Here is a 24,960-nt window from a genome sequence, read left to right on the forward strand (position 1 = left end):
GATATTTAATCAAAACACTCCTTAGGAATAATACCGCCATGCAAATAATGAAAAAGACGCTTGTTTATGGACTGGTGGTTTTGAGCCTGTCGTTTGGAATGAATGTATCAGCTGTGGCATCTGATATTGAGATCACAAAAATATTGGCTGATAAAGGTGATGCTGCATCGCTAACTGATCTTGGTTTGAGATATGAAATTGGTGATGGTGTAACTCAAGACTATAACAAAGCAGTTGAATTATATGAAAAGGCAGCCTATCAAGGATATGCTCCGGCTCAATTTAGTATCGGCAATATGTATTACATTGGGAAAGGTGTGCGTAAAGATTATGGCAGGGCAGTTGAATGGTTTCAGAGAGGAGCTAATCAAGGTGATGCATCAGCACAGAATAATCTCGCGGTGGCTTATGCAGAAGGAAAGGGTGTTCGTCAAGATAGTGGCAAAGCAGTTGAGTTATATAAAAAAGCAGTGCAACAAGGAAACGCTGGCGCTAAAAATAATCTTGGGATAGCGTATAAAGATGGTAAAGGTGTACCTCAAAATCATTATGTGGCTTTTAAGTTGTTCCAAGAGTCTGCTGATCAAGGGTATGCTGGAGGTCAAACCAATCTCGGTTTAGCTTACCAAAATGGAAGGGGTGTAATTCAAGATTATAATCAGGCAAATGAATGGTATCAAAGAGCTGCCCAACAAGGTGAACCGGTAGCTCAACATAATCTTGCATATAACTACAGAAATGGTATAGGTGTGCGTCAAGATTATGAAAAAGCATTTTATTGGTATCAAGAAGCCTCTATGCAAGGGTATGCTCCTGCGCAAACTAATCTTGGGATGAGATATTCTACAGGTGAAGGTGTACCTCAAGATTTTGAGAAAGCACTTTACTGGATGAAAAAAGCTGCCGACCAAGGTAGAGCGGCAGCTCAGATTAATATGGGAAGAATTTATTATCAGGGAGAGGGTGTGCCTATAGATTATGATAAATCATTCTATTGGTATAAAAAGGCTGCTGATCAAGGAGAAGCTATTGCTCAAAAAAACCTTGGACTACTTTATTATTATGGAGAAGGCGCTACCCAAAATGAAGCTCAGGCAAAATACTGGTTCCGAAAAGCTTGTAATAATGGTAATCAAGAAGGTTGTGAGAACTTGAAGGCATTAAGCTAAGCTAACGATCGTTAAAAAAGAGACTACGTCCCGATAGTTAATTAGAATATCTGGATGTAGTTTTCATCTATATGACTAGTGATCTATTCTAAAGAAACCATAGAGTTAAACTTGGCAAACTAAATTTCATTAAAAACAATTAGTATCCCGGTTTTATGTATTTATACTGACTCTAATGCTTGCTGGCAAGCTTGAGCTAAATAGGGATCAATACCATCCTGTTTCAGCAGCCACTTCAGATATCCAGCACCATCCGAATGGGTAGCCAAATCTGCGATAGCCTCACCTTTATGCTTACCAAAACTTAAATACGTGGGTACGCGTGCCATTTGACTAAACTCATATAAGCTCTCCACATCAGTTATGACATGACCTTGGCTATTCGCCAAATCAATCAAACTACCAAGCACCAGCTCAGTGAAGTAAATATCAGCAATAGCAGCATGCGCATCTCTTGCTTGAGTACGCGCTATATCTCGGTGGAAGTGATAGAGCAGTGATACTAGTTTATGGTTTTCCAACTTAGGAAGAAGGTAGTTAGCCATCGCATTGGTGCAAATTAACTTAGGTGTATGGGTCACACCCGCATTTTTAAGAACGGCCATATCAAAATCAATATTGTGACCAACCAAGTACTCAACACTGCTAGGCAGTCTAAAGTCTGTATGAGGTGGTTCATCTGCAACATCCTCATCACAGATATGTGATATCGCCATAGAGCCCAAGCTAATTTCTTTCAGGGGGTTAAAACGCTTCGCTCTCGGCTCCTGCAACACATTCACCTTACCATTAATGATATCAACAATAGAATAGGCGGCCTCAGTCATGTGCGGTTCAACAAGCCCTGTGGTTTCGGTGTCGAGTATGTATGTGGTCATGATAGGCCTTTTATTTTGAGTTGATTCTATATAATAGTCTTATTATAGCAGTCTATTTCAAGTGGTCTATAAAGAGACTAATGCTATATATAATTAGATATACTTATAAAAAATAGTAGGACAACTGCTCAGACAAGGATAAGTTGAGAATCAATACACACTTAATTAAAATCTACGAGCATTTTATGAATTTCCGGGACGAGTGGCTGATTAGCTTCTTAATACCGATAAATGCTATGATTTTACCCAATGACCAATAAACTCTATAAAAAGCTAAAAACATTATGCCTCAAAATTATAATAATGCTGACCAAAATAAACCAGAGTCTCAAGCTCTCGTAAAGTCGGATAACAACGGTCAAGCCTTAACTGTAAAAGGTAAAGGCAGCTTATTAGCATTGACTGATTCTATCTTGAAGTCAGCAATCGCTTCGCGCAAGGCTAATCAATTATCAGTTGATGACAGCTGGATGCAGGAAATATGGGATTGGGCAGATAAGTTTGAAATTGATAGTCACATTATACCGCGTGATAAAGTGACTTTGCTGGCATTAACTGAGATTAATTTGGAGCACCATTCTATTTATGAGATACCTGATAATATTGGGCAGCTTAGTAACCTGACTCATCTTAATTTTAGCCACAACGAACTCACAAGGTTCCCTGAGAGCTTCGCTAAGCTCACTAATTTAACTAGTCTTGATCTTGGCAACAATAATCTTAGTGAGATATCCGATAGTATTGGACAGCTTAGCAATCTAACTAGTCTTGCGCTTGAAGGTAGTAGGCTAGCCGAGTTTCCTGAGAGCATCGCTAAGCTCACCAATCTAAGTAGTCTTGACCTTGGGTGTAACAACCTTAGTGAGATACCCGATAGTGTTAGACAACTTAGTAACCTGACTAGTCTTTTGCTTGAAGATAACAGGCTGACTGAATTCCCTGAGAGTTTAGCTAAGCTCACTAATTTAACTAGTCTTGGTCTTGGCAACAACAATCTTAGTGAGATACCTGATAGTATTGGACAACTTAGTAAGTTAACTAGTCTTGATCTTAGATACAATAATCTTAATGAGATACCCAATAGTATTGGACAGCTTAGCAATTTAAATAGTCTTAATCTTGGGGTAAACAAGCTGACTGAATTCCCTGAGAGCATCGCTAAGCTTATTAAGCTAAGTAGTCTTAATCTTGGCCATAACAATCTTAGTGAGATACCTGATAGTATTGGACAGCTAAGCAACTTAACCAGTCTTGATCTTGGCCTCATTAACCTTAGTGAGATACCTAAGAGTATTGGACAGCTTAGTAAGCTAACTCATCTTAATCTTGGCTTCAATAAACTTTGGGAATTGCCTGAAAGCTTCGGACAACTCACGAGTTTGACTACTCTTAAACTTCACCGCAACAACCTAATAAGATTACCTAGGAGCTTCGTACAGCTTAGTAACTTGATTAGTCTTAATCTTAGCCAAAACAGTTTGAAAAAATTACCTGAGAATATCGGAGAGCTTAGGAATTTAACCAGTCTTGATCTTTTTGCAACTAGTCTCAGTACGTTGCCTGAGAGCTTCGGTAAGCTTAGCAACTTAGCTAGTCTTAATCTTACCACTAACAAATTAACAGAATTACCTGGGAGTTTTGGACAGCTTAGAAGTTTAACTAGACTTGATCTTAGGCACAATACGCTGACGGAATTACCTGAGAGCTTTGGGCAGCTTAAAAATTTAACTAGTCTAGATCTTTACGATAACTGGTTGATAAAATCACCTGAGAGCATCGCTAAACTCACTAGTTTAACTAATCTTAGTCTCGGCAGTAACAGTCTGACTGGATTACCTAAAAACTTCGGACAGCTTACGAGCTTGACTAATCTTGGTATTAGCAGTAATAGGCTGACGGAATTACCTGAAAGCTTTGGACAGCTAAGCAACTTAACTAGTCTTGATCTTAGTCATAATATGCTGAGGGAGTTACCTGAGAGCTTTGGGCAGCTAAGCAACTTAACTAGTCTTAATCTTAATCATAATATACTGAGGGAGTTACCTGAAAGCTTCGGACAGCTAAGCAACTTAACTAGTCTTGATCTTAGAAATACTCTAGTGAGAGAATTGCCTGAAAGCATCAATCAGACTAAAGTTAAAGCTGTTCTTTAATCAATATTTAAAATTGTTTTGTATCTCTAATTTTTTAAAGGTAAGTAAGCGTGCAAACCGAAGCCCTATTTAAAGACATCGCTGAGCGTATTCGTCTTGAGCTTGAGCAAGCTGAGCACAGAATATCTCAAGAGAGACTGGCAGAGATTACCGCAGTTATATGGGAAATATACAACGTGGTGAGAAGAATGTTACGCTAAAGAAGGTGTATGAGATCTGCGACGCGCTAGATGTTGAAGTAGAGGATTTAGTCTGAAGTTCTGACTGAATCTTGTGAAACTAGATACTATTGCAAATGGATTTGACTATAGGTAAAGGCTGGGATTATATGCGGTTAGTTAAATGTTTTAAATACACTTTAATCATAAAAATAGTAGGGCAACTGCTCAGACAAGTATAATTTGAGACTCAACATATATTCTATAAAAAACTAAGAGTATTTTATAGATCAGCGGTTGTCTAGCTTCCTACTATCAATAAATACTATGATTTTACCCGATGCTCAATAAACCCTTTTAAAAGCTAAAAATACTATGTCTCAAAATGATAATAATACTGATCAAAAGAAATCAGAGTCTCACGCTCTCGTAAAGTCTGATGAGAACGGTCATGCCTTAACTGTAAAAGGTAAAGGCCGTTTATTAGCATTGACAGACTCTATCCTGAAGTCAGCAATCGCCTCGCGTAAGGCTAATCAATTAGCAGTTGATGACAGCTGGATGCAAGAAATATGGAATTGGGCAGATAGTTTTACAATATCCGAGAAGAAAATTCCGCGAAATAGACAGATGTTATTAGGATTAACAGAGCTCGATATTAGTGGCAATCTTCTCGAAATATTGCCAGAAAGTATTGGTAATCTGACTAATCTAACCGAGCTTAATCTTCAGCAGAATATGCTTAGCGAGCTACCTGAGAGTATTGGTAATCTGACCAATCTAACCAAGCTTAATCTTCAGAATAATAGACTTAGCGAATTGCCTGAGAGTATTGGTAATCTGACTAATCTAACCGAGCTTAGTCTTCGGGATAATAGGCTTAGCGAGCTACCTGAGAGTATTGGTAATCTGACCAATCTAACCGAGCTTAGTCTTCGGGATAATAGGCTTAGCGAGCTACCTGAGAGTATTGGTAATTTGACTAATCTAACCTCACTTGATATTTTTGGTGTTAGGCTTAGCGAATTACCTGAGAGTATTGGTAATCTGACTAATCTAACTGAGCTTAATCTTGATTATAATAATCTTAGCGAATTACCTGAGAGTATTGGACAGCTTAACAATTTAACCAGGCTTGATCTTAGTAGAAATGAGCTTAGTAAATTACCTGAGAGTATTGGTAATCTGACCAATCTAATCGAGCTTGATCTTTCGAGTAATAATAATCTTAGCGAATTACCTGAGAGTATTGGTAATCTGACCAATCTAATCGTGCTTGATCTTAGTAGTAACAATAAGCTTAGCGAATTACCTGAGAGTATTGGTAATTTGACCAATCTAACCGAGCTTAATCTTTATAATAATAGGCTTAACGAGCTACCTGAGAGTATTAGTAATTTGACCAATCTAATCAAGCTTAGTCTTCACGGTAATAAGCTTAGCAAATTACCTGAGAATATTGGTCATCTGACCAATCTAACGGAGCTTGATCTTTGGAGTCATAATCTTAGCGAATTACCTGAGAGTATTGGTAGTCTGACCAATCTAACGGAGCTTAATCTTGGTTATAATGGCCTTAGCGAATTACCTGAGAGTATTGGTAATCTGACCAATCTAACCGTGCTTGATCTTAGTAATAATGAGCTTAGTAAATTACCTGAGAGTATTGGTAATCTAACCAATCTAGACTCGCTTAGTCTTCATGGTAATAATCTTAGCGAATTACCTGAGAGTATTGGTAATCTGACCAATCTAATCGAGCTTTTTCTTAGTAGAAATGAGCTTAGTAAATTACCTGAGAGTATTGGTAATCTGACCAATCTAATCGAGCTTTTTCTTAGTAGTAATAAGCTTAGCGAATTACCTGAGAGCATTGGACAGCTTAAAAACTTAACCAGGCTTGACCTTAGAAATACCATGGTGAGGGAATTGCCTACAAGCATCAATCAGAATAGAGTTAAAGTGATTCTCTGATTAATATCTTAAAATTATTTTGTAACACTAATTTTTTAAAGGTGAGTAAACGTGCAAACCGAAGCCGTATTTGAAGACATTGCTGAGCGTATTCGCCTTGAGCTTGAGCAAGCCGAGCACAGTATCTATATTGCTGTTGCTTGGTTTACCAACCAAAATTTATTTAACGCGCTCATCGATAAAGCACAAAAAGGTGTCACCGTTCAGTTGATGCTATCTAACGACCATATTAATCAGCAAAGCTATGTTGATTATAGCCAGTTGGATATTGGTCACTCAGCAGCCTACCTGATTGGTGATGGTAAACAAGATTTGATGCACAATAAATTTTGTGTGATAGACAGTGATACGGTGATTAACGGCTCTTATAACTGGAGCTATAAAGCCGAAAAGAATCATGAGAATATCCTGATTACTAAAGGCGATAGCGTCTTAGCCGAACAATTCATCAAACAGTTTAAGAAAATTCGTAATACCTATTTTGATCACAAAGATCCCACGCCAGAGCTGCCTCTCGATAAAATCATTAAACGTCTCGAGATTATCAAAAATTACGTTATCCTAGAAGACGTAGAAGATATCACACGCGAAAACACCAAGCTGAAGGCATATGCTTTTCAACAAGATATTGCGGATATCACCAAAGCTTTGCATCAGCACAGCTTTGAGACTGCAATCACACTCATTGATCAGTTCATCAAAAACCATCATGCCTTAGTCATCTATAACGATATTGACGTCAGCGCTTTAAAGCTCGAGATACGCCAGCTCGAACACCAACTCAACGCCTACGATAATGAAAAAATAGAGTTAGAACAACTGCGCTCAGAATTTCATCACAGGCATACAAAAGAACTTGGAAGCTATATTCAGAGATTGCTACATCTACGAAAAGTGTCTACTGAAGATAATCCTGAAGAATATGCAGAAGCTGTGCAGGATGAACAAGATTATAACGAGCACATTGAAATTGAGTTAGAAAAAACGATCTATGAGCTGAATGATGATGAGCGTGTAGAGTTAAAGAAAGCATACCGTCAAGCCAGTCAAATATGCCATCCAGATCGTGTTAATGAAGAGATGAAAGATATCGCTGAAGAAATGTTCATTCAGCTTAATGAAGCTTACAGAAAAAATGATGTTGCTGAGGTAAAAAGAACGCTGTCTGATTTAAAGGAAGGTATATTCAAACCAAGATCAGAAACCGTCAGTAAAGCTGATCAGCTTAAAGTGGTTATTCAAATACTCAAACACAAAATTGAGAGGGTTGAGCAAGAAATTTTTGCAATTAAAGATAGTGAGGATTATCAGACCATCAGTGACATTGCTGATTGGAACATGTATTTTGAAGAGGTCAAGGCACAATTGATTGAAGAGATTGATTATCTTGAGGCTAATAGTGTATAAGTATTTTTATGAGCTAGGCGTGATTAATGGCTTATGGCTCATATATTCTTAACGTCCTAAATATATGTAATATGATCAAAGCCAAGAGTCATCGCGCAATTAACTTAGATAGAGAAGTAAATTATGTCGCTCTGCCAAATGCATAAAGATATCGAAGAGGAAGTAATTGACTTTAGTACTTATGTACAGTCAGCAGGAGAAGAGTCCATCACAGACTACTTATTCTGGAGATGGGCTTTAGCCAACCGAAAGTATTCGCATTTTACTGCCAAGACATTTACCAAATTTCAGGAAAGTAGAGTTACAGGTGCAGATTTTGAGATGGAAATATGGTTTGTAGGTAAAAGCTTTAGTTTACCTTTGGCAATACAAGCCAAAAAAATATCCATCGAACACAACTCATATCGTAAGGCCTTTAGCTATCCAGATTATACTAAACAACAAATTCAAAAGCTTTTAAGCTATGCACGTAATAATAAACGAGTACCTCTTTATATGTTTTATAGCCAATCAGCGCTATGTCCCCACTCAAAAACGCCAGACTGTGGTGTTTATATTGCCAGCGCCCTAGATATTGAAAAATTTGCGAATTTACCAAAAGGATCAGCACTACCAAAAACAAAAATTCTGGATAGGTGCATTCACTTTTACGAGTTATTTTGTGATTCAAGCCAAAAGAACATAGTCAAAAAAAACTTTGTACAAAATATTGTAGAGGCACTTACAGAGTCACTGGCAAAAAAAAGCGCACTAACAGATGAACTTATTGAGCAAATTGAAAGTTGTAAAACAGAGGTGATACCTAATTATGTTCAGTTGATATTGAACAGTGACCAACAAAATATAAATGAGGACAAAAAGCTAGTGCAGGAAATTGAAAAAATGAGAAAAAATAATGGAGATATAGAGCCAAGACAGATTGTAGTAATTGATGCTCGATAGAAACACTAACCTCATTGCTGGCAAGGTAAAAGATAAAAAAAGACTAACTATCTAATGGTTGTATTACTACATAAGCTATTCGATACTGAAGATAGTTAACCTTGAAATAGTCAAAAAAACACCCTACTTATTTGTGTTTAAAGCTGACAGTCTTAAGAATTCGTAATTTAAACTCAACAAGGTAAATACTATCAGACTCTTATGACGATTTAACTCAGTAGAGCTACTTCATTGCTCATGATTTCAATTCATCTAAATAATTCGCCCGTTCTTGCAGCATCTTTTTACGCTCATCTAAATACTGAGTACGGTTATAGGCGCGGCCATACAGGTCTCTGTCCCTATGACCTAACTGCATCTCAATGTATTTATCATCATACTTTAGTTGTTCTAAAATCATGGTACGGGTGCTGGCGCGGAATCAATGTATTGTATGTGTATCATCAATGATACCAAGTAGTTTTAGAGCTTGGTTCATGGCGTCCTCGCTCATTGGCTGGACAGTGATGTACTGATCCTAGAGCTCATGAGTTTACAGTACAACTGAGAGCGTTCGATGCAGCTAAAAAAGGCTCTAGAATTGGTGTGGCAACGTCAGCACTGAACGCCATACAAATGAGCGAGGACGAAAACTACCGTAAGCTGGTGTCTGCAAGAGCAACGAACTGGGGTAAAGACATTCAAGCTAAGTCAGATCTACGTATCAGACAGGTACTGGCGGCGCGCTTAGAAATATAGCTATACGTTTATAGGAGTGTAATTCTATAAATAAAATATCGATTTGATATCTCCTTGGTTTTTTGGGGTGCTTCAGAGGAATATGTAAAAGGTCTAGATATGAATAATTTAGCTAAATACAGTTTGGGGCTTATATGTTTAGGTGTCTATATTAACAGTTATTCAGCGAGCTTTGATTGTTCAAACGCAACTCAAAGAGTTGAGAAAATGATATGTAGTGATATTCGCTTATCCACCATGGATAGTAACTTGTATTCTACTTATATATTTGCAAGGCGAGTTGTGGGTAATTCATCAGCTTTTAAAGCAAATGGTAAAAATGCTATAAAATGGAGAAATCATAACTGTACAACTTCTAAGTGCATAGAAGACTGGTACTTTAACAGAGAGTTAGAGCTTGAAATAATAGGGAGTACAGGATTTGTAGCGCCGAGCTCTTGTGTGGTGAGTGGCAGTTATTCTTCAGTTAGAGGACGTATTGTGAAAGAAACATATCCTGGTCTTCCTAACTATGAGAGTGTTAAAAACGGAGATAAACCAATGACATATTGGTTTTTAAAAACAGAAAAGCCAATATGCTCTTATAAGTCTGATATGACTACTGGTGAACTAACTAAAATAGCATCACAAAATAAATTTCAGCTTGTGATTGATAATTATGGTAAGTATAAAAACAAACAAGGTAAGTTGGTCACTGTACATGGAATGCCTTATTCTCGACATACTGGATATCATAATACGGCGCTTTTAATAAAAGTTGCCAACATCAATTTGGATGTTCGATAAAGATTTGAATATTGAGCTATTCTGAAAAAACCGTAGAGATAAACTTGGTAAACTAACGATTCAATGAGGAGTTTACCCCCGATCAAGCAATGTAATGCAGTAGCTTGACGGTTAAATTATAGTCTATTAACAGAGAGTATGTAGTTGTACAGTTTTTTAGGAATGACGGGCTCTCATGAAATTTATGATCAATCATCTAGATTATCTCTTCTACTAAATCATAAAGCACTTTAAAACTGGTTTGGTCGTCTAACACTTTAATATCGTATATTTTGGTAGCTATATTAAAATGCTCATATATTACCTTTATTTTTTTTATAAATCTTTTGTCATGAGTCACAAGAATATCGCAAAAGCAACCTAACGTGGCATGACTTCGGTCAAGGTTTGATCTTAAAAGCTTATTTTCTTTATTAAGGGACTCATCAGGGTAATAACCAATCAAGTTTAAAAAATCATAGATTATAAAAATTCTGTTAAATATTCTCTTATCCTCATCGAAGATATCCTTATAAATCTCTTTTATTTGAAGTAAGTTCTCAGGCTTAACCTCATCTAAATATGCAAATATTCTATTTAAAGCATTAAATCCTTCGATTTTCTTAAGATTATCGACATTGATACAGTATGCATTCCGAAAAGTCTTACTAATGCTTTGATCTTGATTAGCTTCTTTAAATTTTTCATTAATAAACCTTACGTCTTTTTGAAAATCATGAAGTTGAGACTCAAGAGATTGCATCCTTTGACGACACAGATCAATACATGCCTCTAAATGCGATTTAGTGTTTTCATCAGTACAATTTGCACCTTCAAGCTCTAGAGCGGCTAAGTTATCTGACAAAAAATATTTTAAAGCCAACATAGAACTTATTTGGGTGTCACCAAACTGTTCATAATCCCCAATGCCATTATGAACAGCCAGACCTATTTTCTCCATAGGCTGTGTAAATTCATCATATCTAAGGTCTTCATCAAGAAATCTGAGATAGACATTACATGGCGTATCATTACATTCATAAGGTCTAGCATCAAAATTAGACGAAATGTCAGGTAGTTGGAAATAAGTTGCCTCTAGCTTAGTTAATAAAATAATAAATTCTGCTATTTTCTCACTATCATCAGCATTAACTCCGGCTTTATGAATTTCTCTTAAAGTACTATTGGAATAAACAAAGCTATATTTATCTTTAAGAGCAGAAAAATGATCGTCTCTTCCTCTTTTCCTCAATTCATCTAAAGCATTTTGGTCTAAGTACATACTTGGTTTCTTAATATTACCAGTCATAAACCTCATCCTTTGCAGTTAATTAACAACTATCTTTACTCTAGAGAAGTAATGTTAATTAAAGTACCGCGATCATCAAACTCACATAGTGCTTTGTTTATCATATTTGCACCAAAGCTATTTTCAGCGTAATAGCTCATTTCTAGACTAAAGCCTTCGTTAGTGCGATAACGTTTAGTATTATTAAAGTCCACACTCATAGATTTGGGGTTTTTAAGCTGTGGTTTGATAACGAGCTCGCATCGCATCGCAAGCATTGCTGTACTTGTATCTGTAGATACTGACTCAGCTTCTTTTTGGCTCGCTCTTTCAGCTTCTCTTTCAGATTTTTCTTCTGGACTGAGTTCAGGAGTAGACGCTACCATAAAAAACAATACTAAAATTCCTGAAATAACGTATAAAACTAGTTTGTTGATACTAAAGTGTTCAGCTATTTCTTCTTGGGCTGGTGGTAGAAGTAGTGCAATTGCTGTTACTGCGAGTAATACTGACAGTGATGATACTGATAATATAACCATTATAAAGATGAGAAATAACCCTACAATCAGGGCAGGCAACCAAGTTAAAACCTTCTGAAAGTCAGACTTTACAGGCTCTGGCTTTACATGTTTTTTTAACGTAACAATCGCTAATTCTTTAACAGGCTCTTTTTCTTCAAGAGCTTTTTGTTCTTTGTTAAACGCTTGTTCTTGAATAGGCGAACCACAATTGGGGCAAGCTAATGCCCTGCGACTAACTGAATTTCCACAATCCTCACAATTTACTAGGTTTACCATTTCACTGTTCTCATATAGCTCTCTAAATAACGTATTTTTAACATAAGTTCTTAGCCCAGGTGTTTAGTTTTTAATTCCGCTATATCTCAAAATGCGGTGCTTGTGATTGTTTTATCCGTAGGTCTGACTTCTCTTGTATATCCTTTTTATATTCAAATGAGACATAATTCGATGCCTATATAACGCACCGAACGTATTCCCATAAAAACTCTTATGTAAATAATCTAAAATTACTATCAAACATCTGTATAGTGATAATTAAAGCTAAAAATATCGTGCATACGCTAGTAATGTGTACCGTCAATGCGCTTTGGTTTAATAAGTTCATTACTTTGACTGGATCAGTTACGTGCTATTGATGCGCTATAGTCTAGCTTACTACAGATGTATTTAAAAATAACGTGGAGCTGGCACGCTTCAATATAGATAGTCAACAGCTATTAAATCCTTAGAAAATCTTGATTGTATTTTTACATTGATCGTTGGGAATGCCATATCCACTACAGCCCCAAAACTTGCCAAATTTACTTTCGCGCATTTTCATGGGGCGACCACATTTATTACAGATTTTCATTGAATTACCACAGTCCCTGTTGTTACATAAACTATCATGCTCTCTATCGACCGAAGGTGCCTCGCACTTCGTACAGACACGTGCTTTACCTACCGAACAACCTTTCCCAGAGCTACAGCTATAAAAACTGCCATACTGTCCTTTGATTAAGCGTAGATAGCCGTTTACACAGTTAGGACATTTGAATATCTTTCTATGGCGTTCTTGGAACGATTTAGAAAAGATATTGATGTCATATTTGGGGGCCAATAGTTCAAGGACAAACTCTGATGGGGCTGTCGGGCTAGCAATAATATACGATTTCTTTTTGCAACGCGTTATACCAACATACAGCAAACGTCGTTCTTCAGAATGAGGGAATGAGTCTAATGTTGGAAGTAGTGCCTCAGGTATAGCGTCCTCGCGGTTTCCATTGGGGAAGCCACTTTTTCCTTGGAAAAACCCAATTAAGATGCAATAGTCAGCTTCAAGCCCTTTAGATTTGTGGAAGCTCCAGAAGTAAATGCCTTGCGAATTCTCTTTACCAAGAAAATCACGTGAATCCTTTAGCAAATAATTATATCTAGCAATAATCGCTATTGAACCCTCAGGGTCGTTTGCTCGGATCTTGCTAACAACCTCAGCGACCCTACTATAGACGCCATTCTCTTCACCAGTCTTATCATCTAATAAATATACTTGTGACTCATGTGCCATGTCATGCGTTTTGATGTGCTTCTGATACTGTTCAGGGTTCTCCATGATGAACGTCCCAGCAGTATCAGCAATGCTATTGTTATAGCGAAAGGTCTTTTGGAGCATTGTTAGTGTGTGTGGTCCAACCAGCTCATTGAATCTAGTAGTGAGCTCAAGTTTACCACCTGAAAATCGATAGATAGACTGCCAATCATCACCGACAACGGTTAATGAGGGATCAGGACCTTTCTCAATAATACTATTAACAAACTCCATCCGAGAAGCTGATATATCTTGAAACTCATCAACAAGAATATATCTCCATTGAGGTTTATATTGACCATTATCTATAACTGCGATTGCACGAATAATCATATCGTCAAAGTCAATTGAATCAGTAGCTACAAGCTCTTCAACATACGCGTTGTGCAAGTCAGTCAGAATGCGTGTCTTTTTCTTTGCTTGTGAGATGCCAGCTTTTTCTAGTCTATCAAGTATTGAGTTTTCATTGAGCCTTTCAAATCGAGTGGCTTGTAAAGCCTTAATAAGCATTTTGCTCCAAGTGGCAATTTGATTGCCTTCCTTGAGCTTAGAGAGTAATTCTTTTGAAGCCTCTTCAACTGAGTTTTTATCAGGAATAACCCCAACAGCAGCTAGTCGTTCTTCAAGACGAGCTTCGAGTGTATCTTCAGTCCAGTCATAATGGAATGTTTCCACTAAAACTGTTTCAAGCTCTTTATGCAATTTACGCTTGCTATCTATAGACTCGTTATATGCTTGCTTATCAATATCTGGTCGAGTATTACCCTGCCTATCAATGCCGAAGTGCTCGACGTAAATATTAGAGTCCGATATATGAAAATCAGGTTGGTAGTCAAAACCTATGTCAATTCTACGCTTACTGATATAACGCGCTTCATATTCGTATGCGATCTTGTGAATAGCCAGCCAGTTAGCTATCCTGAGTTCCTGATACCCTTTGACCAACTCGCCTTGGAGCGTTCTAAACTCATTGTCTCTGATATGCCGCTCATACTCTTCTTGAGTCTTAAAGTCGAAAGGATTCACAGGTTCTGGGAATAGCGATATAAAATCGACCATTCTTTTGGGATCTTGTGTTAAATACTCTATTAGCCACTCTGTTACCCACGCACCAAGCTTTAAGCTGTCTTCAGTGAAGACGCTCATATAGGTTGAGATACCAGAATCCCCTAGGATTTTTCTACCTAAAGCGTGAAATGTTGAAATTTGAGGGGATTCAGTTAATACGATGCCTGAGTTCTCAGCTTTATCTGCAAGCCGTTTTTTTAACTCTTCAGCAGCTGATTTATTGTAAGCCAGAACTAGAATCTCTTGAGGTGCTGCTAGTCCTCTATCAATAAGGTCGAGGGCCTTGGCAACCATTACAGAGGTTTTGCCTGTGCCAGCAGCAGCCAGTACCATGTTCTTATCATTAGAGCGAAGTACACCCAGTCTTTGCTCATCAGTCAACGGGTTTGACTCTACGCTATCAAAAAAAGACTTTCTTCGTTCTAGGTTGATTTTTTCATGATACGCGCCTAAGGTTTCTTGTTTGATAGGGTAGAGGTTGTGTATCTTCTCAACTTCGCTAAACAGCTTAGAGTTGCTAAAGTAATTCCATGGCACCTTAGCATCTTTATAAAATATAGACAGCTCATCTGCTAATGACTTGATTGGTTCTATTTTAGAATCTCTAGGGTAGTTACTCAAAACTCGAAGGTTAAAGTCTTCAATTAGGTTAAGGAGATGGGGTTGTAATGAGTGAGCAATCTTTTTGTTGATAGACTCTAAAAACGCTGTAGAGTTAGTTTTGGATAAAAATTTGTGTTCTTGCAATGATTGATTGTTGTGAACAAATAGAGTTGCGCCAAAGAATCCTTCTTCAATATAAGAGAACCTCTTAGCTTCAGCGAAAGAGATAAGCTCTGTTTGTCCTTTTTTGGTGTCTATAAACAAACCTTGATCTGTCAGACGGACGCCTTTTTTGCCAAAAATATTACCAAGAAAATTAAAATTTAATTGATCAACCGTAATAATGTCTTTCACTTTTACTCTCTTATATGCTTCAGAAATTAGACTATTTTCAGTTTCTAGCTTTAATAAGCGGTGGTGTTCTAAAAAGTATGCTGGCATCAGACGTAGCCATAATTGACATAAAAGAACACCAGATCGAATACCTCAAAGTGATTATCAAGCTTTTTCGAGAATCAGCAGGTTTTTCTAACGGCTCGACGTAATCGGTGTCTCAAGCGACAGTTATTGCCTACTATACCTACCGTATGCTGTTTGCCAACTCGCTTATGATCTGCCTTAAAAGCCGTCAAAAAGCTATCCCAGTTGTCGATACTAATAGAGTCATAGCTGACTTTGAGCTGATTGAGACGTGCTCTTAGCTTCTTAGCTGTTCTCAAATCACGTTTGCCCCAGACATAAGCGACAATCTCATTGGTAACAAGGTCATAAGCATAAATCAGCCAGACTTTACGTTTCTTGCGATACACGTAGGTCCAGAACTCATTAACCTCTAAGCGTTCATAGTAGGTCTGTTTAGGCGCAATCTTATATACGGATGAGCCTATGGTGCTCAGCACTTTACCAATGCTAACTGAGGCTATAATAGCAATATCTCTAATGCCACAGCCTCTAACTATCACTCTCCTTTATTCCCTCAGCATACTTTCTGATACACCACCAACGATTACTTGTCTTTTTGATTAAATGCTCTAATTATATTACGCGATAACCTACACAGTCCAAACCAAGCCATTTCAGCAAAACAACCAACCCAAAAAAGGATTTAATATGAAAAGTAAATTAGTATCATTTACCGTTGCAGCAGCATTAGCCCTTACTGGTGTATCAGCTTATGCTGCCCCTGCAGCAAAGCCAGCCGCACCATTAAAGATCGGTACTACGGATAATGATGGCATGACAACATATAAAGGAAAGACTGTAGTATTTTGCGCTTGAGTCAGACAATCCTCAGATTGAGAGATTGAAGCTTAATAAAAAGAAATGCTACCGCATTCCAATGACAATAGAAATCGATGAATACTATAGTGTTAGTTATGAGGGTGGATATGATGGTGCTAATTTAATCAAAATTATCAAGAAAGGCACGCCAGTGCTAATAAGCTGTAACGTACGATAAGAGAAAGGCTATCGTACCAGTATATATTTGAAATTATCATTTAATAAACCATTTCTAGGTGTGTTATTAAACCTTATTATTGAGAATACCACCCAAGTAAAAACTAAGTGATAAAATATTGCTAGTGCTATATTAAACATAATGTTAGCAATACTTTTATGGCCTTGATAATAGGGCTCACTACGAAGCTTATATATATCTTGCTTTATCGCTCATGATTTTAATTTATCTAAGTAGTCTGCCCATTCTTGCAGCATCTTTTTACGCTCATCTAAATATTGAGTACGGTTATAGGCGCGGCCATGCAAGTCTCTGACCCTGTGTCCTAGTTGCATCTCAATGTATTTATCATCATATTTAAGCTGTTCTGAAATCATGGTGCGGGCGCTGGCGCGGAACCCATGTATTGTATGGGTATCACCACTGATACCAAGTCGCTTTAGCGCTTGGTTCATGGTGTTCTCACTCATTGGTTGGACGGTGGTGTGAATAGCTGGGAATGCGAACTCACTTCTCTTATGCTTAGATAACTCAGTAAATATCGCCAATGCTTGTGCTGGCAGGGGTACTACTAAAGACACGCCTGTTTTTCTCTTTGTCTTTCTAGGAGTAAAAGTCCAGGTGCCTTTCTCTAAATCTATTTCAGTCCATTTAGCATATCTCATTTCTCCAGCTCTGACAAATAACATTGGCATTAATTTTAATGCAGCCTTCACCTCAAATGAGCCGTTGTAATCATCTATTGATCGTAACATTTGACCAAATTCAATAGGGTTTACAATAGCGGGATAATGCTTTGTTGGCGGTTGTTTTAATGCGCCCTTCAAATCTTGGGTCACATCTCTCTTTGCTTTTGCCGTTTGAACAGCATACCTAAATACTTGTCCTGCCAGAGATTTCATCTTTAAAGCTGTCTCTAAATGTCCTTTACTCTCAGTGCCTCTGCAAGCTTCAAGCACGTCAATAGGCTCTATTTGACTGATAGGCATGCTACCAATGTGTTCACTTAGATATGCCGCGTAACGTCTATTGTTCTTATGGGTGGCCTTTGAGAGGTGTGTCTGCCTTGATATATACTCCTCTGCAATCATAGCAAAACTATTGTTAGACTCTAATAGCTGTTGACGCTCATCATCTTTTTTTACTTTACGAGGGTCGTCACCATTTGCTAAATGATACTTAACATCAGCCCTCATTTGCCTAGCGCTGGCAAGAGTAATCTCAGGATATTGGCCTAGCGTCATGGTTACGCGCTTTTTAGTCACAGGCGTTGTAAAGTCAATACGCCATGACCTCGCACCCGCTTTGCTAACATGAAGATATAAGCCGCCGCCATCTGTTAGATTGTAGGCTTTGCTACCCGGCTTAGCTTGGCTGACTTGGGTATTGGTTAGGGGTTTTACGATTTTGGCCATTTTTACAGTATCCTATTCGCTGTTAATTCTAATATACTGTATAGAATACTGTAATTAATACAGTAAGCATAGGCTCTTTATGGGTAGATAAGATTAGATAAAGGTCATAAAAAAGCCCCGTAAGCCTTGATAATGGGGCGTTACGGGGTTTTATGGGTATGTTATATGGTGCGCCCACAGGGACTCGAACCCCGATCGATCGCTTAGGAGGCAACTGCTCTATCCTGTTGAGCTATAAGCGCGTAATGGAGTGCTATTGTAGAAAAAACCAATTACAAAAGCAATGAGTAATCATTAAGCAGCGGGCTTTATGCTCACTTGCCATTGCTAAGGGCGTCGGCGACATCTACTTTCAGCTCGCCTGTTGCTTGTTTGGCGCCTGAGCTCGGTTTGAATAAATCATCCATATCGTTCTTATAGCCGTCAATATTGTTATAATCATGCTGGCTTAAGATGTCTTGTCCGGTACTTGAAAGCAAAAAGTTTCTAAAATTAATAGCAGCAGGGTTTTGCGTCAATACAACGCCATCTACTGCTTGCGTATCTTGTAACGCATAGCTAAATGAGATAAGGCTGCGGGTATCGGTATTGTCACTTTTAGCTTGAGTTGCCACTTCAGTATCAGTCTCATTATTTTCATTAAGACCATCTTCCGCTGTTTCCTCTTGAACGCTATTATTTTTCCCTTTATTTTGATTGTGCTTATCTTGAGCCGCCTTTAATTGTTCTTGCAATAGAGATAGGCGCTCTTTTGACAGCTTGCTATTAGCAATAATTATATCGGTATTCACGACATAAGATGCGCGCTCATCGTCAGTGCGATGACTGTCGGCAAATTCGCTGTCAGATAGCGTTAGAAGGGCAGCGGAATTAACATAGTTTGTGACTATCTGCACATGCGGATAGCGTGATTGAAAGGTTGTGATAACAGCATCTAAAGGCACTTGTATCCTGTCTTCTGCTTGTATATGCAAGGTGCTTTTGGCAATGGCGTTTTCATCATCCGCTGTCGCCGTTGATGCATCATTATCATTTGCCATAATAGGCAGAGGATCCATGTTTTTACGATTGCTGGTCCATAACCAAGTAAAGATGGCGATAAAAATAATCAGCAGCAGTAAAATAAGCCCGGCTAATAGCAGCTTGTAGTCTCTCATAAGTTACCGCTCTTTTTCTGGTTAAAGTAATCAGTGATTTAAATGAATAACGAATGGTAGCAAATTTACTCGTGCTGATTTAACACCTCATCCGCCAAATCAGCCAGCATATCAGCAAAAATATCTGTCGCTTCTACAGCAGGAGCTGTTGTTTGTTGCTCGCTAATTTTTTGTTTAATGCTGCTATTTTTCTTGATACTGCTAGCGTTATTTAACGGCGCAGCTTGGTAGTTTGAAGGGGAAACCGTCTGCTTGTCAATCGCTTTTGCCACTGCTATTTTGGGCGCTACCGTTTGGTGCGCGGCTAAAGGCGATTCACCTGTCGCAAGCTTATCTTTGAGCCATTTAAAACCATTTGTCTCCCACCATGCCTCAAAGCGTGGTAACGTACTGCCGCGAACCGCCGCTGGCAAGTTTAAAGTACGCAGTTTTTGGGCGAGCACGGGGTCGCTAATGGCTTGATGAATGCTTAAATAAAGCGAGCTGCTATCATCGGTATAGGGCTGTCTGTTTTGCCATGACCTATCATCAATTTTCATGCGCGGCAGTGCCCACAGCTCACCGCGATAGTATACAACATATAAACGTCGTTTAGGATGGACAAAGATGGCATCAATGGGACGCAAAGGCATAGTATTATAGTATCTCGTCAATATAAAAAGATTAAATAGTTAAGTATCAACAACGGTAAACAGCGGTATAAGACAATCAATAAAAATAACAACATCTTGTTTTGCAGAAAAATAGTCTTCTAGCAAATTAAGCGCCATAATAGCACGACACTGACTGTCGCGCGGTACTTCTGCCGCGATGAATAGACTGGTAAATAACCAGCATCAATGGCACACTAATATCCGCTTATTTTACAATTTCCTAGGCTTATTATTAATAAGTCGCTCGTCGTTAACCGTTGCTATTATTTTTATGCGGCTATCTATTAGATTACGCTCAGTATGCTAGCAGAAATACAGTCCAGTAACGACCTAGAAACATAGATTGGTGAGTACTGCTTGTCGCATTTCTTAACCGCCATCGATGTGCGCTGTCTACTGAGAAGCTACTATAAAGACGGCGCTATAATAGTCAGTCATACTTCTCCATGTTACTTTTTCTTAACGCCATTTTATTATTCACCTTATCAATTCAATCAGACTATTCTTTATGTTTAAAATCATTCAGTCCCATCGTACCGAGCTTTTGGTTGAGCAGTTGTTGGAAGCTTATAAGTCCAAAAACCAACCCATTTTTGAAGAGTTTGTGGTCATTGTGCCATCAATGGTACTTGGTGATTGGCTAGATAAGTCTATTGCAAGCCAAGCGGGTATCAGCACCTTAGTGACGACGACGTTTTGGGGTCAGTATCAGTGGACATTGATGCAGGATGTGTTGAGCCGCCACAATGCCTATTTACTAGAGCAAAACCCTGAAGCGTCAACGTTGAATGTGCCTGAGGTGGCAGTGCTGTCACCAACGGTAATGCAGTGGCGCTTATTTGGCTATCTGACTTACTATCAAGAGGCGATTGTCGCTGATGAAAAACATCCCGTTCATCCACTGCTGGCATCTTTGATTGATGAGCCTCAAGAAGAAGCTCAGCAGGATAAGGCACAGCAAGATGCGCGTATTTGGCAGCTGGCAAGTGATTTGGCGAGGGTGTTTAACCGCTATTTGACCCATCGTGAGGACTGGTTAGATCTATGGTCACACAATAAGCAGCTTAATGTAGATGCGCTGATAGCGGATAAGGATGCACTATCCTTGCGCTTCGATAAGTATGCACGTGGCACCCCTGAATGGTTGGTGGCGCACTATGTAGAGTTAGAGGTCGCCCAGCGTTTCTTATGGTCGCATTTGTTTGCCGATGTGCATCAGCACCGTGTGGTACTTGAAGATACCTTTTGGTCAGCGCTAGAAAGCAACAAGGCGAATGAGCGTGCTCAACTGCCCAAAGTTCTGCGCATTTTTACCATTCAGCAATTGCCACAAACCGAGCTCGACTTTTTACAGCGCTTGTCACAATACATGGATATCACACTGCTGCACTACAACCCATCCAAGCTGTTTTGGGCAGATATTGTTGATAAGTCGTGGCTACAGCGTCAGCAGATTATTAACCCTGAAAGCGTGTTCTTACGTGACTATGGGCACAGTTTGCTGTCGCGTTTAGGCAAACAGTCACGTGATACCTTTGCGATGCTTGCTAATTTATCGGGTAATGAGCAATACCAAGATGCACTCGTCGAGTGGCAGGACATCTTTAATGAGGGCGATGATAGCAATGATGGCTTGAGCGACGAGTTCAGTATTAATTTTGATGACAGTGCGCAACAGCTGCAAGAGAGCGCAAGTTTATTAAGGCGCTTGCAAAATGATGTGTTGATGCTGGATGAGCAGTCTACCCAGCAAGCGACCGCGGCCAAAGTTTCGCAAGCAGTCAGCAAACAATTAGAGACAGGCTCTAATCAAGACGAGCAAGAAACGCCGTGGTATGACGATGAAGCATTAGAGAATAAACGCTTTGAGAAAGAGCGTTTTTGGGCCATGTCTGCGCAAGATAATAGCCTAAGCATTCATTCGTGTCATAGTTTGCAGCGTCAACTTGAAGTACTGCGTATCATGATTGGGCGCTGGTTGAATGAGCCATTAAAACTTGGTGAGAAAAAACGGCATATATCCGATATTGTCGTGTTGCTGCCCGATGTTGAGCGTCACCATGCGCTGATCAGCTCTATTTTCGTCAATGGTAAAGGTCAAGACGGTTTGACCCTGCCCGCAAAAGTGACGGGTGTGGTCGATGCAGATATTCGTCAGCTATGGGAAGCCATTATTGGTTTTTATAAGCTATTAGGCAGCCATAGTGCCCGCTTTGAAGCCGCTGAGGTGCTTGATTGGCTAATGCTACCACCGCTGTATGAAAGTTTTGGCTTAACCCATGACCAGATGAGCCGTGGCTGTGATTTGCTGGTAGAGGCAGGATTTATTCGCGGCTTTGATGAATGGCATCTTAAACAAACCTTAGATAGCAACGACTATGACTACCGATTTACCTTTGCTCAAGCGTTAGATAGATTGACCTTGGGTCTGGTGATGCCAGAGGCCAGTTTGAGCGACTGCTTATATCCTTTGGCACAGGAAGATTGGCCAAGCACTGCCTTGCCAGAGATGAGTCTGCCGCTGCCGCAAGTGAGCCTAAATGATGCGATGATTGTTGAAGCGCTTTGTCGTATCTATGCCGGCTTGACCGCGCGCCGTGATGATCATACACAAAAACTAAAAGCGGAAGATTGGCTCGATCAGATTGAGACACAGGTCATTCACCGCTATTTTGGTGATGTCGATCAGACCCGTACGATGCGCGCCATCTATAATGCGATGAATGGCTTTAAATCAAGCCTGAGGGCCAATCGGCACTATAGACAATACGCCAGTAGCGATAGTGTCAGTAATGCTAACAAAAAAGAAGTAGAACAAAGGCTGGCAGGTGTTGAGCAGTTGCCATTAAAACTGAGTTTTATGCTGGACAGTATTGAGGCGGAGCTTGAGAGTCAGCAGGTCAGTGCCGAGCCGACTGGGGTGATTACCTTTGGTCGATTTGGTGCGTTAAGAAACGTGCCTTTTGATTTGGTGGTGATGCTCAATATGGATCTGTCTGAATTCCCTGGGCGTGATCTTGATAATCGCTATGATTTGATGAAAGCCACCAATGCACGCCGCGGTGATAGAGTCAGTGAAGATGATGATAATGGTGCGTTCTTAGACGCATTGCTTTGTGCACGCAGTGCTTGCTGGATATTTTATAACGGTCAAAGTCTGACGGATACTCACGAGCACCTGCCAGCCAACCCAGTCAGTGAGCTATTGCAGTTTTTGCAAGGTGAGGTGCAGTGGCAGGTCAACTCGCTTGAAGCGTTAGACACATTACCTGAGAATGTTGATTCTACCACCGAGAGCCTCAAACGCTATTTACCTAAATTGATTAAGCAGTGGCTGGTGACGGAGCATCCAGCACTGCCGTTTCATGAGAGTTTGTTTGAAACAGACATTGAAGACGCAGATGTTTGTGAGCAAGCGTCTGACACTCCTAAGCTCAATTTGAATGAAAGCGCAGCTATCCACACTGAAAATAATATTCAAGACAACAGACTTATTGATAATGCAGATGAGCTAGATGTTCTTTTGAATAAAGCCATGCGCAAAACCAAGCTGGCGCAAAAACGTCAGTTCCCGCCTGCGCCGCTTTGGCAAGCAGTGTTTCATACCTTAAAGGGCCGAGCATTTAGTGAGCATGCAGAACTGGTTGGCTTGCCTACCAAAGCACAGTACGAATCAATTGCTCAGCTGCTTGGTCAATCTCTAGGTCAGTTAGGACAAGTAGATAATCCAACCTTAGATGCATTGGCTGAGATGTTGTCACTAGAAGCGACAGCTGTCTCCAGTGATTCTAGTGAGATTAATGACCTTACTAAAAAGGCACTTTCCGATACCGTATTTAATATTGGAGAGATAGACGTTGAAGGGGTATTGGCCTATCAAGTGCGGCATCCGGCCAAGGCATTTTTGCGTGCTCAAAAGGTGCATGTGGTGCAAGGCGAGGAAGCGATGGCTCATCAAGAGCCGCTATTTCTAGACAATCTGACAACTTATCAGATTAAAGAGTATTTGATTAATGAGCTGGCGAGCGATGCAGCTAATAGCAGTACCGACAGCACAGCCACGCAAGACAGCCCAATTCTAATGTATCAAAAAATCATGCCAGCAGGTGTGGCGCGTCAAACGACCTTGCCCAATCAACAACAAAAACTGCAGCAGCAATGTCAGGAATTTAAAGAGCAGCTAATTGCTAATGGCTTGGACAATGGTTTGGATGATGCTCAGATATTGGAGGCGAGAGAGATAGGTGGTTTGCAGCTACTGACCCCAACCACCGAGCATCCCGTTCAGCTAGAGTTGGCGGCTGTATTAAATGATACTGATGATGCGCCATTACTGAAGCTATTACCCCAATTCATTAAGATAAAAGGCTCAGTACCAATATCAGTTCCTACATCAGTATCGATAGATGACAATCACCATCGAGCTAATCTACAGGCTGGCGTGTCCTATGCTGAGCAATCCCCCAAGCAGTGGTTAAACATACTGCCCAATTCTGCCAGCACCAAGCATTTAATCAAGTTTTGGTTGTCGCATCTGTATTGGCAAGTTGCCAGACGTACCACTGCTGAGCAAGTGGCTCTGAATGATGGCGTGAGTATTTGGCGCTTTAACAAGTCCAACTCGCAAGTTGGTAAATATAAAGATGTAATCGCATTTAAATTAAGCCCTATTGTATATGAAGATGCCGCAGTTGAGCTGATAAAGTGGGCGATATTTGGCAAGCTAGTCGGTCAAGTACCGATTACCTTATTGCCAGAATATGCGCTCAGTTATCTTGATAAGTGCGCAAAAGCGGCAGAGAGTGAAGACGAGAGCGGCAGCTATTGGCCAAAACGCGCAGACTTTTCAGATTGGCTAAGACCTAACTATCATGTAGATACGGTATACGATACCTGCTCGCAGCATGCCATTTGGCAATACTTACTGCGTGATCAAGACGCATTTAAAGCCCTATCAGCAGCATTAACGACGTTAGCACAGCCGCTGTATGAGCCAATGTTCACAGCGCTAGTTGGTCTAGATAATTAGCAGGCTAGCTGGTTAC

General features: G+C 39.6%; 18 protein-coding genes, 1 tRNA gene and 1 pseudogene. 10 read left to right on the forward strand and 10 right to left on the reverse strand.

The features are described 5' to 3' along the window. Nucleotides 1–38: 38 nt before the first annotated feature. Nucleotides 39–1,169: a tetratricopeptide repeat protein gene (locus tag QJS82_RS05170; RefSeq protein ID WP_281491467.1), complete on the forward strand. Its 1,131-nt coding sequence runs from the start codon at nucleotides 39–41 to the stop codon at nucleotides 1,167–1,169. Between the two features lie 161 nt (nucleotides 1,170–1,330). Here QJS82_RS05170 and QJS82_RS05175 read toward each other — a convergent pair whose 3' ends face one another. Next, complete coding sequence (locus QJS82_RS05175; RefSeq protein WP_281491468.1) at nucleotides 1,331–2,047, reverse strand: 3'-5' exonuclease; 717 nt, start codon at nucleotides 2,045–2,047, stop codon at nucleotides 1,331–1,333. Nucleotides 2,048–2,331: 284 nt separating this feature from the next. Here QJS82_RS05175 and QJS82_RS05180 point away from each other — a divergent pair, with 284 nt between their 5' ends. From QJS82_RS05180 to QJS82_RS05200, 5 genes are all read left to right on the forward strand, one after another. Next, a complete protein-coding gene (locus tag QJS82_RS05180; RefSeq protein WP_281491469.1) occupies nucleotides 2,332–4,200 on the forward strand; it encodes a leucine-rich repeat domain-containing protein in 1,869 nt (622 codons plus the stop codon). A gap of 50 nt (nucleotides 4,201–4,250) precedes the next feature. Next, nucleotides 4,251–4,400, forward strand: a complete 150-nt coding sequence (locus QJS82_RS05185; protein ID WP_281491470.1) for a hypothetical protein — start codon at nucleotides 4,251–4,253, stop codon at nucleotides 4,398–4,400. A 333-nt stretch (nucleotides 4,401–4,733) separates the two neighbouring features. After that, nucleotides 4,734–6,332, forward strand: a complete 1,599-nt coding sequence (locus QJS82_RS05190; RefSeq protein ID WP_281491471.1) for a leucine-rich repeat domain-containing protein — start codon at nucleotides 4,734–4,736, stop codon at nucleotides 6,330–6,332. A 51-nt stretch (nucleotides 6,333–6,383) separates the two neighbouring features. Continuing rightward, nucleotides 6,384–7,739 (forward strand): phospholipase D-like domain-containing protein, encoded by a 1,356-nt coding sequence (locus QJS82_RS05195; protein WP_281491472.1) that lies wholly within the window; start codon nucleotides 6,384–6,386, stop codon nucleotides 7,737–7,739. 138 nt (nucleotides 7,740–7,877) lie between these two features. Next, nucleotides 7,878–8,681 (forward strand): DUF6615 family protein, encoded by an 804-nt coding sequence (locus QJS82_RS05200; RefSeq protein ID WP_281491473.1) that lies wholly within the window; start codon nucleotides 7,878–7,880, stop codon nucleotides 8,679–8,681. A 235-nt stretch (nucleotides 8,682–8,916) separates the two neighbouring features. On the opposite strand, the gene QJS82_RS05205 is transcribed toward QJS82_RS05200, so the two are convergent. Next, nucleotides 8,917–9,081 carry a hypothetical protein gene (locus QJS82_RS05205; protein ID WP_281491474.1) on the reverse strand — a complete coding sequence of 55 codons (165 nt, stop codon included), beginning with the start codon at nucleotides 9,079–9,081 and terminating at the stop codon, nucleotides 8,917–8,919. A gap of 185 nt (nucleotides 9,082–9,266) precedes the next feature. On the opposite strand from QJS82_RS05205, the gene QJS82_RS05210 reads away from it, so the two are divergent. Together QJS82_RS05210 and QJS82_RS05215 are read left to right on the forward strand one after the other, a co-directional pair. After that, complete coding sequence (locus QJS82_RS05210; RefSeq protein ID WP_281491475.1) at nucleotides 9,267–9,419, forward strand: hypothetical protein; 153 nt, start codon at nucleotides 9,267–9,269, stop codon at nucleotides 9,417–9,419. A gap of 99 nt (nucleotides 9,420–9,518) precedes the next feature. Beyond that, entirely contained in the window at nucleotides 9,519–10,205 is a 687-nt protein-coding gene (locus QJS82_RS05215) for a DUF4431 domain-containing protein (RefSeq protein ID WP_281491476.1), read from the forward strand. Between the two features lie 196 nt (nucleotides 10,206–10,401). Here the strand turns inward: QJS82_RS05215 and QJS82_RS05220 are convergent, their stop codons facing one another. From QJS82_RS05220 to QJS82_RS05235, 4 genes and pseudogenes are all read right to left on the reverse strand, one after another. Further along, entirely contained in the window at nucleotides 10,402–11,493 is a 1,092-nt protein-coding gene (locus tag QJS82_RS05220; protein WP_281491477.1) for a hypothetical protein, read from the reverse strand. A gap of 35 nt (nucleotides 11,494–11,528) precedes the next feature. Beyond that, nucleotides 11,529–12,269: a zinc ribbon domain-containing protein gene (locus QJS82_RS05225; protein WP_281491478.1), complete on the reverse strand. Its 741-nt coding sequence runs from the start codon at nucleotides 12,267–12,269 to the stop codon at nucleotides 11,529–11,531. A 448-nt stretch (nucleotides 12,270–12,717) separates the two neighbouring features. Then, entirely contained in the window at nucleotides 12,718–15,672 is a 2,955-nt protein-coding gene (locus QJS82_RS05230; protein WP_281491479.1) for a UvrD-helicase domain-containing protein, read from the reverse strand. After that, a pseudogene (locus tag QJS82_RS05235) lies at nucleotides 15,672–16,199 on the reverse strand (IS1 family transposase); the annotation flags it as partial. The pseudogene QJS82_RS05235 and the gene QJS82_RS05230, both read right to left, overlap by 1 nt. Nucleotides 16,200–16,341: 142 nt before the next feature. On the opposite strand from QJS82_RS05235, the gene QJS82_RS05240 reads away from it, so the two are divergent. Continuing rightward, a complete protein-coding gene (locus QJS82_RS05240; RefSeq protein ID WP_281491481.1) occupies nucleotides 16,342–16,509 on the forward strand; it encodes a hypothetical protein in 168 nt (55 codons plus the stop codon). A gap of 393 nt (nucleotides 16,510–16,902) precedes the next feature. On the opposite strand, the gene QJS82_RS05245 is transcribed toward QJS82_RS05240, so the two are convergent. The 4 genes from QJS82_RS05245 to QJS82_RS05260 all read right to left on the reverse strand — a co-directional run bounded on the left by QJS82_RS05245 (nucleotide 16,903) and on the right by QJS82_RS05260 (nucleotide 19,894). Next, nucleotides 16,903–18,105, reverse strand: a complete 1,203-nt coding sequence (locus tag QJS82_RS05245; RefSeq protein ID WP_281491482.1) for a tyrosine-type recombinase/integrase — start codon at nucleotides 18,103–18,105, stop codon at nucleotides 16,903–16,905. A 166-nt stretch (nucleotides 18,106–18,271) separates the two neighbouring features. Next, nucleotides 18,272–18,347, reverse strand: a tRNA-Arg gene (locus tag QJS82_RS05250). A 72-nt stretch (nucleotides 18,348–18,419) separates the two neighbouring features. Further along, nucleotides 18,420–19,262, reverse strand: coding sequence for a hypothetical protein (locus QJS82_RS05255; protein WP_281491483.1), 843 nt, complete (start codon nucleotides 19,260–19,262; stop codon nucleotides 18,420–18,422). Between the two features lie 65 nt (nucleotides 19,263–19,327). Continuing rightward, a complete protein-coding gene (locus QJS82_RS05260; protein WP_271133274.1) occupies nucleotides 19,328–19,894 on the reverse strand; it encodes a hypothetical protein in 567 nt (188 codons plus the stop codon). Nucleotides 19,895–20,423: 529 nt separating this feature from the next. On the opposite strand from QJS82_RS05260, the gene QJS82_RS05265 reads away from it, so the two are divergent. Then, nucleotides 20,424–24,944, forward strand: a complete 4,521-nt coding sequence (locus QJS82_RS05265; protein WP_281491484.1) for an exodeoxyribonuclease V subunit gamma — start codon at nucleotides 20,424–20,426, stop codon at nucleotides 24,942–24,944. Nucleotides 24,945–24,960: the final 16 nt, after the last annotated feature.

The sequence above is a fragment of the Psychrobacter maritimus genome, from assembly GCF_029953575.1.
GTDB classification, from domain to species: Bacteria; Pseudomonadota; Gammaproteobacteria; order Pseudomonadales; family Moraxellaceae; genus Psychrobacter; species Psychrobacter maritimus.